Source organism: Microbacterium hydrocarbonoxydans (assembly GCF_000956475.1).
Classification (GTDB): Bacteria; Actinomycetota; Actinomycetes; order Actinomycetales; family Microbacteriaceae; genus Microbacterium; species Microbacterium hydrocarbonoxydans_A.
In genome coordinates this window covers 207,801-223,633 of the sequence record NZ_JYJB01000005.1, presented here as the reverse complement: position 1 = coordinate 223,633, position 15,833 = coordinate 207,801, and the positions used below count along the sequence as shown (strand labels likewise).

Below are 15,833 nucleotides of genomic sequence, written 5' to 3'. Positions count from 1 at the left end.
TCGTTGAGCGAGCGAAGCGAGACGAAACGCCCAGAGGGGCCCTCGGGTCAGAGGGATGGCTGCTGCTGGGTGATGCAGTGGATGCCGCCGCCGCGATCGAACAGCGGGCGGGCGTCGACCGTGACGACCGTGCGCCCCGGATAGGCATCCGCGAGGATCGCGCGGGCTGTGGCATCCGCCCGCTCGTCGCCGAAACCGCAGGCGACGACGCCATCGTTCGTGACGAGGTGGTTGACGTAGCTCCAGTCGACAGGTCCCTCCTCGTCGGTCAGGGTCGAGGGCGCCGGCAGGCCGATGATCTCGAAGGCGCGGCCGGCGGCATCCGTCTGCTGCTCCAGGTGCGCGCGCAGCTGTCGGCTGACCTCGAAGTCGGGGTGCTCGGGGTTCTGCTGCTCGTGCAGCAGCAGGCGACCAGGGGCGGCGATCGTCGCGACGATGTCGACGTGGCCGTTCGTGCCGAAGTCGTCGTAGTCGCGAGTCAGTCCGCGGGGCAGCCACACCGCCTTGGTCGCGCCGATCGTGCGACGCATCTCGGCTTCGACGCGCTGCCGGTCGGCGAAGGGGTTGCGGCGCTTGTCCAGCTGCACGGTCTCGGTGAGCAGCACCGTGCCCTCGCCGTCGACGTGGATGCCGCCGCCCTCGTTCACGAGCACGGAGCTGACGAGCTCGGCGCCCACGGCTCCCGCGATGATGCGCGCGTGCTGGGCGGCCTTCTGCCACTCGGCCCAGTCGGGAGCGCCCCAGCCGTTGAAGATCCAGTCGACCGCACCGAGGCGGCCGTCGTCGGAGACCACGAACGTCGGACCCGAGTCGCGCATCCAGAACTCGTCGACGGGCGCCTCGACGATCTCGATCGACCCGCTGAGCATGCGACGCGCACGGGCCGTCTCGGCCGGATCGACGAGCATCGAGACGGGCGTGAACTCGGCGGCGGCGTGCGCGACGGCGGTCCAGGTGGCGTAGCCCTCCTCGCGCTCGGCGGCGCTCTCGCCGAGGGTCTGCCCCTCGGCGGGGAACGCCATCCAGATGCGGTCGTGGCGCGTGGTCTCTGCGGGCATTCGCCAGGTCATGGGATTCTCCTCCAGTGCCGTGCTCTTCGCCGAGATCGAGGCCGCGGCCGATGACTATTGAACGGGTGGCCAACAGGTGCTACGGTATCCCCTGATGAACACGACGTCAAGAGCCGCGGCGAAGCGGCTGCCGCCCGCCGAGCGCGAGCGCTCGATCGTCGACGGTGCCATGGCGCTGGCGCACGAGAGCGGCATCGAGGCGCTCACCGTGCGCGCCGTGGCGAGCCGCGTGGGGGTCACTCCGGCTCTGATCGCGCACTACCGCCCGGTGATGGACGAGTTCGTCGCCGAGGTGTTCGGCGAGATCGTCGCCGCCGAGCGCGAGGAGGTCCTCGGCGGCTTCGAGCTCACCGGCGACCTGCGCGAGAACCTTCAGCGCCTGATCGAGACCCTGCTCGACGACACCCGCGAAGACGTCGCCCTGGTCTGGGTGCAGTCGTGGTCGCTCGGCGCGCGCAACGAGGCGCTCGGGCAGCGGGTCCGCCACGAGATGGACCTCTGGCAGTCGGGACTCGAAGACGTCATCCGCCGGGCATCCGCCGGCACGGTCGACCCGGAGCCCGCCGCCTGGCTGCTGCTCGCGATGGTCGACGGCATGAGCGCCCACTCCCTGGTGAAGTGGGCGCCCCACGACCGGGCGGACCTCGCCCGCCGCACACTCGCAGCCGTCCTCGGCTGACACCGCACAGAACAGGAAAGCGCATGACCGCAGAACGCATGCACGCGGCTTCGGCCGAATCGACCGCGATCGTCGACGCCGTCCTCGACTATTCGAGGCGGCGGATGCTGTCGGACTTCGTGCCGCTCGACAAGCCGCAGACACCCGAAGAGCTGATCAGGCTGACCGGCGGCCGTACGATCACCGATCAGGGGCTCGGTGCGACCAGGGCGCTGGCGACCTTCGAGCATGTGCTCGCGCCCGCATGCCTCAGCACGAGTCATCCGCTGTATCTGTCCTTCATCCCCACCGCGCCGACCATGGCCGCGATCGCCTTCGACCTCGTGGTCTCGGCATCCGGGCTGTATGGGGGCAGCTGGCTCGAGGGCGCCGGCGCCGTACATGCCGAGAACGAGGTGCTCGCCTTCCTCGCCCGTGAGTTCGGGCTTCCAGACAGCGCGGGCGGCGTGTTCGTGCAGGGCGGCACGATCGGCAACCTGTCGGCCCTCGTGGCCGCGCGCGAAGCAGCCAAGGCGCGCCTCGTCGCCGCCGGCAAAGAGCTGCCCACGCGCTGGAAGATCGTCTGCAGCACCGAGGCGCACTCGTCGAACAAGTCCGCGGCCAAGGTCATGGACGCCGACGTCCTGCTGGTCCCCGCGGGCGAGGATGGCAGGCTGCATGCCGACGGCGTGCGTGCGGCTCTCGCCGAGCACGGCGACGAGGTGTGCGCCGTCGTCGCGACAGGCGGGTCGACGAACTTCGGCATCGTCGACGACATCTCAGGCATCGCCGCGCTCAAGGACGAGTTCGACTTCTGGCTGCACATCGATGGTGCATACGGGCTCACCGCGATGCTGGCGCCCGAGGCGAGGCCCATCTTCGCCGGGGTCGAGCGCGCGGACTCGATGATCGTCGACCCGCACAAGTGGCTGTTCGCACCCTTCGACTGCTGCGCGCTGCTGTACCGCGACCCCGACAACGGCCGCCGCGCGCACACCCAGCACGCCGAGTACCTCGACACCCTGACGGATGCCGACGACTTCAACCCGTCCGACTACTCGATACAGCTCACCCGGCGCCCCCGCGGTCTGCCGTTGTGGTTCTCCCTGGCCACCTACGGCGTCACCGCCTATCGCGAGGCCGTGAGCGCGACGCTCGCCCTCACGCAGCGGATCGCGGAGGAGATCGCGCGACGCCCCGAGCTGACGCTGGTGCGCGACCCGCAGCTGTCTGTCGTGGTGTTCGAGCGCAACGGCTGGGATCGCGCCGACTACGACCGCTGGTCCGACCGGCTGCTCGACACGCAGCACGCCTTCGTCGTGCCGAGCTCGCACGCGGGCCGGCCGAACACGCGGTTCGCGATCCTCAACCCGCTCACGACGTTCGACGACCTGGTGGGCATCCTCGACACCATGAAGTGAGGTCCCGAGCATCCGCACCGCCCCGGCTGGTCAGTGCGTCGTGTGCGCGTTCAGGAAGTCGATCGTCTTCTGCAGCGCGGTCTGGGCGTCCGGCATGTCGAGGTGGAACTGGTACTCGTGCGGCAGGGCCGGCTCGTGCGGCGCCGGCCAGAAGAGCGTCGTGACGTCGACTCCGAGCTCGTCCAGGCGCTTGGCCATCGGGATCGACTGCAGCCAGGTCAGTCCGTCGCCGTTGCCGCCGGAGATGTAGGTGGCCGGGAAGTCGGCGGTGACCCAGTCGACGGTCGACATCGTGGCGCCGGTCGAACCCTCGGCCCAGTCCTTCGTGCCGGAGTACGCCCACATCGACGACTTGAAGCCCCAGCCGACGAGGCCGGTCAGCTCGGCCAGCGCCGAGAGGTCGTACACGCCGCAGTTCAGCACGGTCGCGACGACCTGATCGGCCGTGAGCGCGGGGGTCATGCCCATGATCTCCGCGTAGTCGGGGTTGGTGATGAGAGTGGCCATCTGGCTCGCGAGCTGCCCGCCGGCGGAGTCGCCGGCGAGAACGATCTGCGTCGGGTCGACGCCGAGCTCTTCCGCATGCTCGTCGATGTAGGCGAGAGCGTCGTTGAGCTGGTGCACCGCGAGAGGATAGACGCCCTCCGGACCGATCGTGTAGTTCACCGCGATCGTCGTGTAGCCCTCGGCGGCGAGGATGCGCATGTACGGGTCGACGTTCTCCTTCGAGCCCGAGATCCAGGCGCCGCCGTGGATCCACACGATCGTCGGCAGCGGGCCGGTGGCGGATGCGGGAGAGAAGACGTCCATGGTGGTGTCGACGCCGTCATCCGAATAGGCGACGTTGAGCGTCTCGGTGAGCTTCGTGTCCGGCACGTGCTTCTTCATCTCGGCAGCGGTGTCATCGCCGCCCTTGGTGAACACCGAGCGGATCACCATGGCCGACGGCCACGGCGTGATCGACCCGATGATTGCGACGACCGCCACGACGCCGGCGATGACGCCGAGCGTGATCCTGGTGCGCCGCCACCGGCGACGCTTCTTCGGGTGAACGGTGTCTTCGGTGTGCTCGTCTGCGGCGTGCGTGCTCATGGAACCCCTCCCGACGAACAGTGTGGCAGTATTCCCGTTCGCGCGGGGAACCTGCGATCAGAGCGCGGCGAGGATGCCTGCCGCATCGCCGATGGTGATCTGCGGCGGGTACAGACCCATGACGTGCAGCGCAGCCGCGTGGTTCTCCGCGGTCGACCCCGCGCAGGCATCGGCGGCGATCGTGACGCGGGCCCCGGCATCGGCCGCCGCCAGCGCTGTAGACAGCACGCAGCAGTCGGTCGAGACGCCCGCGAGCACGACGTGCGCTCCGCGGCCGACGACCGCCTCGATCTCGGGTCCCCACTTCCCGAAGGTCGGCAGATCGAGACTCGGAAGCGGTGACAGGTCGACGGCATCGGAGACGAGGTCGTACAGCGGATCAGTCGCCGGCCGATCCGCGAACGGCCAGGCGGCGAAGTACTCGCCCCATGAGGTCGAGCGGTCGGCCGTCGGCATCCATCTCGTCACCAGCACGCGCTCGCCGAACGCATCCGCCAGCGCCCTGATGCGAGGCATCGCCTCAGTGAAGAACGGCGACCCCCAGGCCGAGTCGGGGGAGGCGAAGATGTTCTGCGGATCGATCACGACCAGCCACTCTTCGTCTCGCTCCGGCTCCGCGGTCACACCTGCTCCTGCCGGCGGATTGTGCCGGCCCGGCCGAACCAGGTCACGAGGAACGACAGCACGAGCGCGAAGAGCACGCCGAGGTTCGCGTATCCCCAGTCGTCGCGCCAGCCGAGCAGGTCGAGGAAGTAGCCCTGCCAGTCGTTCCATGGCGTACCGGGGATCTGGTTCATGACGAAGCCCCAGCCGATCGCCGTGGCGACGAGCATGGTGCCGATCGAGAGCGCGTCGACGGCGCCGTATCGTCCGCGCGAGTCGAAGAGCGCGGCCTCGTCGTAGTCCGTGCGGCGGCGGAGGATGTCGGCGATCAGGATGCCTGCCCACGACGCCATCGGCACACCGAGCGTGATGAGGAACGACTGGAACGGCCCGATGAAGCTCGTCGCGAAGAACACCACGAAGATCGTGCCGGTCGTGAGGATCACGCCGTCGACCGCTGCGGCGGCAGGGCGGGCGATGCGGATGCCGAGGCTCAGCAGAGTGAGCCCGGAGGAGTAGATGCCGAGCACGGCTCCCGATACGAGCGTGAGGATGGCGACGACCAGGAACGGGAACAGCAGCCACGGCGGCAGCAGGGTCGCCAGGGCGCCGATCGGGTCGCCGCCGACGGCTGCCGCGAGATCGTCATCGGATGCCGCGAGCAGCAGGCCGAAGAAGACGAGGATCACGGGAGCGACCGAACCGCCGATCGTGTTCCATGCGACGATCTGGGCGTCGGATGCCGTGCGCTTCTGATATCGCGACCAGTCGGCTGCGATGTTGATCCATCCGAGCCCGAATCCCGTCATGACCATGACGAGAGCTCCGACGGTCTGGGCGAACGTGCCGTCGGGACGTGAGAACGCGGTCGTCCAGTCGATGGCGTCGAAGGTGAAGATCAGGAACAGCACGGTCATGGCCCCGGTCAGCCAGGTCAGCACCGACTGCAGCTTCATGATCGTGTGGTAACCCAGCACCGACGCACCGACGATCAGCACGGCGACCGCGATCGTCGCGATGATCTTGACCGCGGTGTCGTCGTCACCGTTCACCCAGCCGAGCGTGCGCAGGATCGTGCCGGTCGCGAGCACGGCCGTGATCGCGAGCGAGGTCTCCCATCCGATCGAGGTCAGCCACGACACGATGCCTGGCAGCTTCTGACCCTGTACGCCGAACGCCGCGCGGGACAGCACCATGGTGGGTGCGGATCCGCGCTTGCCGGCGATCGCGATCAGCCCGCACAGGAAGAACGACACGACGATGCCGATCACCGACACGACGGTCGCCTGCCACAGGGAGACGCCGAAGCCGAGCACGAACGAGCCGTAGGACATGCCGAACACCGACACGTTCGCCGCGAACCACGGCCAGAAGAGATCGCGGGGCTTCGCGCCGCGGTCGGATTCGGGGATGATGTCGATGCCGGCACGCTCGATGAGAGCGGGGCCCGCCGCAATCTTGTCGCTCATGACGACATCCTCCTCGCTCCCCGCGCGAAAAGTCGGAGTCTCACGCGGACACGCCGCCTCCGGACGCCGGTCGCGCGGCGTGTCGTCAAGAACTCCGACTTTTCGCACCGAGGCGGGGGAGGGCGTCGGGACCGGCTCAGCCGGCGAAGAACGCTCCCGCCACGCGTGCCAGGTCGTGCAGGTCGGAGACACCGGCGAGCTCTCGAGCGGAGTGCATCGACAGGATCGGGATGCCGACATCGACCGTGCGGATGCCGAGGCGCGTCGCCGTGATCGGGCCGATGGTCGAGCCGCACGGCACGTTGTTGTGGGAGACGAACTCCTGCGCCCGCACGCCTGCGGCGTCGCACCAGGCGCTCCAGGCGGCTCCGCCTATGGCATCCGTCGCATAGCGCTGATTCGCGTTGAGCTTGAGGATGGGGCCGGAGCCGAGCACGGGGTGCACGACCGGGTCGTGCTTGGCCGCGTAGTTCGGATGCACGGAGTGGCCGACGTCGCTCGACAGGCACCACGACGAGGAGTAAGCCCGACGGCGCGTCGAGGAGTCGGCGCCGAGCCCGGCGTACACGCGCTCCAGCACGTCCTCGAGGAACGGCCCTCCGGCTCCCGAGCGGGAGCCGGAGCCGAGCTCCTCGTGGTCGAAGGCCGCGAGCACGGCGATCGGGCCGGACTCCGTCTGGTGCGAAGCGAGCGCCACCACGCCGGCGTGCACGGAGGCGAGGTCGTCGAGCCGGCCGGAGGCAAAGAATGCGCCGTCCTTGCCGAACACCTCACCGCGCGCCGAATCGGCGATCACGACGTCGTAGCCTCGGATGTCAGACGCCGACACTCCTGCTGACACGGCGAGCTCGGCGAGGATGTCGTTCTGCGTCGGGTCTCCCAGTCCCCACACCGGCTGGGTCTGGAACTGCTTGTCGAGCGCGAGGCCCGTGTTCGCCTCGCGGTCGAGGTGCACGGCGAGCTGCGGCAGGCGCAGAAGCGCGCCGGTGTCGGCGAGCACCACGCGCCCGTCTGACAGGGCCAGACGTCCGGCCAGGCGCAGCTCCCGGTCGAGCCAGGAGTTCAGGAGGGGGCCGCCGTAGACCTCGACCGCGGCCTGCAGCCAGCCGGAGGAGCCGGTCGTCGGCTGCGGCTTGAGCTTGAAGCCGGGGGAGTCGGTGTGCGCACCGAGGATGTGCGCGGGCGTGATGGCCGTGGCATCCGCGGGCACGGTCCAGGCGATCGCCGCCCCGTCGCGGACCACCACGTAGCGTCCTCCTGAGGAGATCTCCCAGGCTTCACCCTCTTCAAGCCGCCGGAATCCGGTCGCCTCGAGTCTCCGCGCGACCTCCGCGGCGGCGTGATAACTCGACGGGGAGGCGGCGACGAAGTCCGCGAGGTCGTCAGCATGGGCGAGTGCGGTCGGGGTGAGGGGCATGACTGGCCTTCCTGCGAGCGTGCATCTCCGATCGTAATCGGGTCTCGGTCCGACAACGTCCGTCGCGGGAGGGGGGACCAGTGACAAGCCCTCCGATAGGGTCGGACCGGGGAAGTGCGCCGTGCCGAGCGGCGCGGGGAGCTTCCGGGGAGAAACAAGGGGAACGCATGTCCGCGTACGCTCAATCGCGCCTTCGTCGCACCGTCGCCGGGGTCACCTCGGCTCTGCTGCTCGCGGCGGGTCTGACGGTGGTGACCGAGGTCGCCGCACCGGCTCCGGCGTCGGCCGCACAGAATCCGACGCAGTGCCAGGGAGCGGTCTCGCTCACCAATGGCACGTTCGAGTCGCCCGCGATCGGCAATGCGACGTATCGGCTGATCCCCGAGGCGCAGGTGCCCGGCTGGTCCACCGACGACAGTGCGAACCAGATCGAGATCTGGTCGAGCGGCTTCCAAGGCGTCACGGCGCCGCAGGGGCGCCAGTTCGCCGAGCTCAACGCCAACAGCGCGAGCATGCTCTACCAGGACGTCGCGACGACTCCCGGACAGACCCTCGCCTGGTCGCTCAAGCATCGTGCACGCGTCGGCACCGACGTCATGCGCGTCATGATCGGCGTCCCGGGCGGCACGCTCGTGCAGAGCGGCTCGAACCTCTCCGATACCACCGCCGCGTGGGGCTCGCACTCCGGCACCTACACGGTCCCCGCCGGCCAGACCATCACGCGCTTCGGCTTCCAGGCCGTGAGCGCCGGTTCCGGCAACAACTCGGTGGGGAACTTCCTCGACGACATCACGTTCGGCACCGGGCCCTGCCTCGTCACGACGAAGAGCGTGACGAACCTCACCCGCGGCGGGACGACGGCCGAGGTCGGCGACGTTCTGCGCTACACGGTGACGACCGTCAACAACGGCGGCAACCCGGCCACCGCGGCCGCGTCGACTGATCAGCTCGCCAGCGGCATCGACTTCGTGCCCGGCTCGATCAAGATCGTCAGCGGCGCCGGCGCCGGTGCGCTCACCGACGCATCGGGTGACGACCGCGGAGAGTTCACGTCGGGGACCCGCACGCTGCGCGTGCGCCTGGGCGACAACGGCACGGCCACGGCCGGCGGCTCGATCGGCGTCGGCGCGAGCACGAGCTACACCTTCGATGCGAAGGTCAACGTCTCCGCGGCGGCGACGACCGTCCTCAACGAGGCGAACGTCGCCTTCCGCGACGGCGTGGCGAACCAGGACCGCACGTCCACCAGCAACGAGGTGCAGACGCCGGTGAACGCCGCTGCGGATCTCGCGATCACGAAGACGCTGAACACCTCGCCTCTCGTAGTGGGTGAGTCCGCCACCTTCGCGATCACCGTGACCAACAACGGCCCGCAGGCGGCGACAGGCGTGTCCGTGACGGACGCCGTGCCCTCCGGATACTCGGTGACTCAGGTCACCCCGGCGCAGGGCACCTGCACCACCGGAGCGACGATCAGCTGTGCTATCGGATCGCTCGCGGTCGGCGCGAGCACGACGATCACCGTCACCGGCACCGTGTCCGCCTCGATGAGCCCAGGCGCAGCGCTCACCAACACGGCCTCCGTGTCGGGCACGCTCACCGACCCGAACCTCTCGAACAACACCGCTTCCGCCTCCGGCACGCTCACCGCCGAGGCCGACGTCTCGATCGTGAAGACCTTCGCGCCGGCATCGCCCGTGGCGGGTCAGAACCTGACCTACACGCTCACGGTCCACAACGACGGCCCCTCCGAGGCGCGTGACGTGCGCGTGACCGACCCGCTCGACCCTGCGACGACCTTCGTCAGCGCGACGGCGCAGCAGGGCTCCTGCGCGATGACGGGGCAGACGCTGGGATGCCTGGTCGGCACGCTCGCACCAGGAGCGACGACCACGATCACGGTGACCGTCGCGCTCGCCTCCGGTGCGAACGCGGTCGTGCAGAACTCGGCCAGCGTGACGAGCACCACTCCCGACCCCGATCCGAGCAACAACGTCGACTCGACGAGCTTCAACCCGACCATCATCGCCGACCTGGCCCTGACCAAGACGGCCTCTCCCGCGCAGGTAGCCGCCGGCGGCACTGTCACCTACACGATCGTGGTGACCAACAACGGCACCTCGGATGCCGTGAACGCCGTCCTCAAGGACGCACTGCCCACCGGTCTCACCGTCGTCACCGCCGCGGCCACCTCGGGCAGCTGCACCACGACGTCGACCGATGTCACCTGCACCTGGCCCACGCTCGCGGAGGGTGCATCGAGCACCGTCACGGTGCAGGCGCTGGTCGCCGCTGACGCCCCCGCCGGAACCGTGACGAACACGGCATCCGTCGCATCGCCCGCCGAGGACTCCGACCCCGCGAACAACTCCGACTCCGCCGATGTCGAGGTCGTCCAGAGCGCCGACATCAGCGTGGTCAAGACGGCCGACGCCACCGCCGTGCCCGGCGGGGCATTCGGCTACACGCTCACGATCGCGAACGGCGGCCCCTCGGTCGCACGCGGCGTCACGGCGACGGACACGCTTCCCGCCGGCTTCACGCTCGGCACGACGCCGGCAGGCTGCACGCTCGCCGGCAGCACGCTGACCTGCGCGGTCGGAGACCTCGCAGTCGGCCAGTCGGTGCAGATCCGCATCGAGGGCACCCTCGCCGCGAGCGCGACGGGAACTCTGACCAACACCGCCACGGTGACCTCGCCGACGCCCGATCCCGACCCCTCCGACAACACGTCGACGGTCGACAAGCCCTTGACTCCGAGCGCCGACATCGTCGTGACGAAGACCACCAGCACCCCGAGCGTCCCGCTCGAGGGCGAGGCGAGCTTCGTCGTCACCGTGCGCAACGACGGCCCGTCCACCGCTGCGGGTGTCGTCGTCGATGACGCAGCAGGGCCCGGACTCATCATCACGGGCGCGACGCCGTCCGTGGGCACGTGGTCGGCTGCGGACGCGCGGTGGACCGTCGGGACGCTGCTGCCGGGCGAGTCCGCCACCCTCACGGTGACCGCGCGCGTCGTGGCCACCGGCACCGTGGCGAACACCGCCACCGGCACCTCGCAGACGCCCGATCCCGACCCGTCCGACAACACGAGCACCTCGACCGTCGAGGGCACGCCGTCTGCCGACCTGTCGATCGTGAAGACGGCATCAGCGAACCCGGCGCAGCTGAACGCGCCGATCACGTACACGATCGTGGTGACCAACAACGGGCCGAGCCCGGCATCCGCCGTCACGGTCTCCGACCCGCTGCCGGCGGCGCTGCTGAACCCCACGACCCCGACCGCGGGCTGCACCGTGACGGCGGGTCAGCTCGGCTGCTCCGTCGGCACTCTCGCCGTCGGTGCGACCTTCACCGCGACCGTCACGGGCACGGTCGACCCGGCCACGGCGGACACGCAGCTGTCGAACACCGCGACCGTCACCTCGACCACGCCGGACCCTGACCCCTCCGACAACACCTCGACCAGCGTCGTCCCGGTCGCCGGGACCCCGCGCATCGAGCTCGTGAAGTCCGCAGCGGCTCCTGCCGACGCGAACGGCAACGGCCGGATCGACGCGGGTGACACCGTGGCCTACACGTTCACGGTGCGCAATACCGGAGACGTCACGTTCACGAGCGCGCAGATCACGGATCCGCTGCTCGGCGGCGCCGTGACCTGCCCGGCCCTCGCGGCCCCGCTCGCTCCTGGTGCCGAGGTGACCTGCGCGCCGGTGACCTACACCCTCACGCAGCAGGACCTCGACAACGGCACCGTGCACAACGAGGCGTCCGTCACCGGTCAGTCCCCGCAGGGCACCGCGACCGACGGCGCCGAGGCGAACGTGACCGTCCCGAGCGTGAACAGCGTCAGCCTCACCAAGACGCCGAGCACCGTCGTCGACGTCAACGCCGACAACCAGGTGAACGCGGGCGACACGATCCAGTACACGTTCGCGCTCATCAACACCGGGACGACGACGCTGCACAACGGGCAGATCGACGACCCGATGCTGGGCGGCCCCGTGACCTGCACCGCGCTCGACGGGGTCCTGCTGGAGCCCGGTGAGTCTGTGACGTGCGACCCCGTGCCGTACACGCTCACACAGGCCGACATCGACAACGGCGTGGTGCGCAACACCGCCTCGACCATCGCTCAGGGACCCGACAACCGCTTCGTGGAGGACACGGCGTCGGCCTCGGCCGACATCGATCAGACCGCAGGCATCGAACTCACCAAGACGGCAGGTCAGGTGACCGACGCGAACGGCGACGGCTTCATCGGCGCCGGCGACACGATCGACTACTCGTTCACGGTGAACAACTCCGGGAACACGACTCTGACCGACGTCACGGTGACCGATCCGCTCCTCGGCGCCACCGCGCTGTGCACGATCGCCGAGCTCGTTCCCGGTGCCAGTGCAGACTGCGGCCCGTTCACCTACGCCCTCACGCAGGCGGACATCGAGGCGGAGCGACGCCCGAACATCGCCACCGCGACCGCGGACAGCCCGATCGGCGAGGTCAGCGACGACGGCTCGGCGGAGGTGCTGTTCGTCGGCACCACGGCGATCGCGCTGACCAAGACGCCCGGCTTCGCAGACCCCGGCGCCGACGGGATGGTCGGCGCGGGTGACACCGTGCCTTACTCGTTCACGATCAGGAACACGGGCACGACCGTCCTGCGCGACATCGTGCTGAACGACCCGCTGCTCGGCGGAGACATCGACTGCCCGGCACTCGAAGGTCTCGAGCTCCAGCCCGGCCAGGAGGCGCAGTGCGGCCCGATCGCCTATGAGCTGACGCAGGCCGACGTCGACGCAGGCACCGTGCACAACACGGCGACGGTCGAGGGAGAGTCCTGGAGCGGCTCCGCTGACGCAGGAGCCGAGGCGGATGTCCGGGTCGCCGGCACCGACCGTCTCTCGCTGCTGAAGTCGGCGGCCGCGATCGTCGATGCGAACGGCAGCGGACGCACGGATGCCGGCGACACGATCGCCTACACGTTCACGGTCTCGAACATCGGGACCACGACGCTCACGGGCATCTCGGTGTCCGACCCGCGTCTGACCGGCGACATCGTGTGCGATGCCACGGAACTCGCCCCCGGCGACTCCACCGTGTGCGCGGGCGATCCGGCCATGCTGACGCAGGCGGAGATCGATGCGGGCGAGATCGTGAACACCGCCATCACCACCGGCACCGGCACGGGCGAGATCCCGCCCACGGCGGAGGACACGGTGGTGACGCCGATCGAGGCGCAGCCTGCGATCGCGCTGACCAAGACCGGCGGCGACTACGCCGACGTCGACGGCAATGGCAGGATCAACGCCGGCGACACCGTGAAGTTCCGTTTCACCGTCACGAACACGGGAGTCCGCACGCTCTCCGGCGTCGTGATCTCCGATCCGATGCTCGGGGGCGCGATCGACTGCGACATCGCGGATCTCGCTCCTGGTGCGGCGGCGGACTGCGGCCCGATCGCATACGTGCTCACGGCGGCCGACGTCGCCGCGGGCAAGGTCGTGAACGTGGCGACGGTGAGCGGATCGGCCGGAGCGGTCACGGTGACTGCGGCGGCGACGGCATCCGTCGACCTTCAGGTGCTCGCGACCACCGGCGGCATCGTCACCGGACTCGGCTGGGCGCTCGCGCTGCTGGCGATCGGCGGCCTGGTGCTCCTCGTGGCCCGGATGCGGCGCCGGGAGGCGGCGGCCTGACGGCTGAGACCCCTGATCGACGGCTCCCGGTGCGGATCGCACCGGGAGCCGTCGCGTTCACGTCGATGGACCGGGTGGCTCGCTCTCGCGCCGCTCGCGCTCTCGCCCTGGTGCCCGGTCAGCGGAAGTCGACGAGGCCCGCGTGCGCGGCGGCGACCAGGATCTGCACGCGGTCGCGCACCTGCCACTTCGACATGATGCGGCCGAGGTGTGCCTTGACCGTGCCCTCGGAGACGATGAGCGACTGCGCGATCTCGGCGTTCGACATGCCCTGGGCGAGGCGTTCGAGAACCTCGGTCTCACGATCCGTGAGCGCCTCGAGTTCGGCCCCGCCTCCTGCGGGCTCGGTGCTGCGCACGTGCTTGACCAGAAGCGACGCGATGCGCGGAGACAGCGAGCTCGCGCCGCTGTGCACCTCGCGGACGCCCGTCACGATGCTCTCGGCGCTCGAGTCCTTGAGCAGGTAGCCGGATGCTCCGGCACTCAGCATCGGCAGGACAGTGTCGCTGCCGTCGAGGGTGGTGACGGCGAGCACCCGCACGTCCGGCCAGCGCTCGACGATCGCGGCCGTGGCCTCGATGCCGTTCATTCCCGGCATCTGCACGTCCATCATCACGACGTCAGGGCGGTCGCGCTCGATGAAGTCGATCGCCTCGTATCCGTCCTCCGCGTGGCCGATCACCGTGATCTCGGGGTCTCGAGCGACGAAGTGCGCGAGCGCGGAACGCACGAGAGGGTCATCGTCGACGATGAGCACGCGGATTTCGGGCATGGGGAAAGACTAACGGCGCTCGCCCCGAGGTCGGGGGCAGATCTAGACCTTTGGCTAGCGAGGTCTGGCCACGAGGCAGATGTGCGGAAATCTGCCAACCGAGAAGATCAATAGATACCTAGACGAACAACCCCACTTGGGAGGTGAAAAGCTATGACTTTCTGGCAGCAGGTTGGATACTTCTTCGGTGTCTATCGCTAAGAATAACTGGCGAAAAGGAGATACTGAAGAGTGGCCTTCGACCAGTCAACCCGTGAAGACGCCGGCATACTTCGGCTGAGTCACGGAGAGAAGCTCGGCGTCGTCGAACGCATCGTCGTCCTGGTGATCATCGGGATCGTGATCGCTCTCGACCTCGGAAGCAGCTTCTTCGCCGCAGGCGTGGAGCCGGGCGCCGTGCTCGTGAGCGTGGCGTCGACCGCCGCGTTCGCCTTGTATCTCTGGTCGCCCTTGTTGGCGACTGTCGCGTTGGGGCTGATATTCGCCCTCTCTTTTCTCACAGGGACCGAGACCCAGGTGCTCACCGCAGCCGCCTTCGCGGCTGGGCTCGTCCTCAGGCTCGGCTGGACCTCGCTGATCCTGTCGTACGCCGGGGTGTTCCTGGTCTCCTCCGCGATCATCGCGTACGGAGACACACGTGTGCCGGTCAACATCGGCATCCATCTCATTCTCGCTGCGGTGTCCGGAGCCATCGGGTTCGCGCTCCGGCTCGCAGCCGCCCGGGGGCGGCGCCTGGAGCAGCGGCTCGCCGAGAGCGCAGAGCAGGAACGTCAGGCGGTCCTCGCCGAGCGGCGATGGATCGCCGGCGAACTGCACGACAGCATCGCCCACCACCTCACGGTCGTGGCGCTGCACGTGCAGATGCTGGACGATCCGACGGCGAGCGCGGAGTCGCAGGAGGCTATCCGTGTCGCAGCCCGGAAGGCCATGGCCGATCTGCGTTTCGTGATCGAGCTCGCCGACGACGGGCCTCGGTCGTCGGGAATGCCGACCGGCGACCTCGACGCGGCGATCGACGAGGCGGAGCACGAGATCAAAGCCGCGGGGCACCCGGTCATAGTGGATGGTGATCCACGCGACGAGCGGATCCCGCGTGTCGCCGAGATCGTGTTCGCACGCATCGTCCGGGAGTCGGCGACCAACATCCTCAAGCACGCCGGCCCCGGCCAGGTCGAGATGCGTTTGGAGGTCGACGACGACGCGGCCACCCTCACGATCCGCAGTCCTCTTCCTGCCACGCCGCGACGGGATCTGCCCTCGAGCGGCACTGGCCTCACGCGCATGGCCGAGCGCGTGATCGGCGCGAGCGGCGAGTTCCACGCCGGAGCCGACGGCGGGGCCTGGCGGGTGCACGCTAGACTTCCGATGTCCTGATCAGAGCCGGAAACAAGATCTAGACGAAAGTCCATATGACTTTCGCCGTTTGGCACTACTGATCGACCGGGCGGCGCTCGTAATCTGGGATCTCCCCAGAAAAGCGTCCCCAGCGCTGCGATCGCGAGCGCGATCTTCTAAGGCTTCTGAACCACTGCGCTCGCGATCGCGTTTCTGTGTTCGGGCCTCTTTCTCCGTGAGGCCGCTCGTGCGGTCAGACCCGTTCCCGTGGTCGATCCTGTGTCTTCATGTGACGCC

The 15,833-nt window shown here is 69.0% G+C and carries 10 protein-coding genes; 4 read left to right on the top strand and 6 right to left on the bottom strand.

From position 1 onward, the window contains the following. Nucleotides 1-47 precede the first annotated feature (47 nt). A complete protein-coding gene (locus RS84_RS03355; protein WP_045256333.1) occupies nucleotides 48-1,070 on the bottom strand; it encodes an agmatine/peptidylarginine deiminase in 1,023 nt (340 codons plus the stop codon). Nucleotides 1,071-1,164: 94 nt separating this feature from the next. On the opposite strand from RS84_RS03355, the gene RS84_RS03350 reads away from it, so the two are divergent. Both RS84_RS03350 and RS84_RS03345 read left to right on the top strand, forming a co-directional pair. After that, nucleotides 1,165-1,749: a TetR/AcrR family transcriptional regulator gene (locus RS84_RS03350; protein ID WP_045256332.1), complete on the top strand. Its 585-nt coding sequence runs from the start codon at nucleotides 1,165-1,167 to the stop codon at nucleotides 1,747-1,749. 23 nt (nucleotides 1,750-1,772) lie between these two features. Beyond that, nucleotides 1,773-3,149 carry a pyridoxal phosphate-dependent decarboxylase family protein gene (locus RS84_RS03345; protein WP_045256331.1) on the top strand — a complete coding sequence of 459 codons (1,377 nt, stop codon included), beginning with the start codon at nucleotides 1,773-1,775 and terminating at the stop codon, nucleotides 3,147-3,149. 30 nt (nucleotides 3,150-3,179) lie between these two features. Here the strand turns inward: RS84_RS03345 and RS84_RS03340 are convergent, their stop codons facing one another. The 4 genes from RS84_RS03340 to RS84_RS03325 all read right to left on the bottom strand — a co-directional run bounded on the left by RS84_RS03340 (nucleotide 3,180) and on the right by RS84_RS03325 (nucleotide 7,730). Further along, the gene (locus RS84_RS03340) at nucleotides 3,180-4,241 is read right to left on the bottom strand and encodes an alpha/beta hydrolase (RefSeq protein ID WP_045256330.1); all 1,062 of its coding nucleotides are present in this window, start codon (nucleotides 4,239-4,241) and stop codon (nucleotides 3,180-3,182) included. 57 nt (nucleotides 4,242-4,298) lie between these two features. Beyond that, a complete protein-coding gene (locus tag RS84_RS03335) occupies nucleotides 4,299-4,865 on the bottom strand; it encodes a cysteine hydrolase family protein (RefSeq protein WP_045256329.1) in 567 nt (188 codons plus the stop codon). Next, nucleotides 4,862-6,313, bottom strand: coding sequence for a purine-cytosine permease family protein (locus tag RS84_RS03330; protein WP_045256328.1), 1,452 nt, complete (start codon nucleotides 6,311-6,313; stop codon nucleotides 4,862-4,864). Before RS84_RS03330 ends, RS84_RS03335 begins: the two co-directional genes overlap by 4 nt. Nucleotides 6,314-6,449: 136 nt before the next feature. Next, nucleotides 6,450-7,730, bottom strand: a complete 1,281-nt coding sequence (locus RS84_RS03325) for a M18 family aminopeptidase (protein ID WP_045256327.1) — start codon at nucleotides 7,728-7,730, stop codon at nucleotides 6,450-6,452. 167 nt (nucleotides 7,731-7,897) lie between these two features. Here RS84_RS03325 and RS84_RS03320 point away from each other — a divergent pair, with 167 nt between their 5' ends. After that, nucleotides 7,898-13,429, top strand: a complete 5,532-nt coding sequence (locus tag RS84_RS03320) for a DUF11 domain-containing protein (protein ID WP_045256326.1) — start codon at nucleotides 7,898-7,900, stop codon at nucleotides 13,427-13,429. Nucleotides 13,430-13,547: 118 nt separating this feature from the next. Here RS84_RS03320 and RS84_RS03315 read toward each other — a convergent pair whose 3' ends face one another. Next, nucleotides 13,548-14,201: a response regulator gene (locus tag RS84_RS03315; RefSeq protein WP_045256325.1), complete on the bottom strand. Its 654-nt coding sequence runs from the start codon at nucleotides 14,199-14,201 to the stop codon at nucleotides 13,548-13,550. 231 nt (nucleotides 14,202-14,432) lie between these two features. On the opposite strand from RS84_RS03315, the gene RS84_RS03310 reads away from it, so the two are divergent. Continuing rightward, complete coding sequence (locus RS84_RS03310) at nucleotides 14,433-15,575, top strand: sensor histidine kinase (protein WP_045256324.1); 1,143 nt, start codon at nucleotides 14,433-14,435, stop codon at nucleotides 15,573-15,575. The last annotated feature ends 258 nt before the right edge of the window (nucleotides 15,576-15,833 follow it).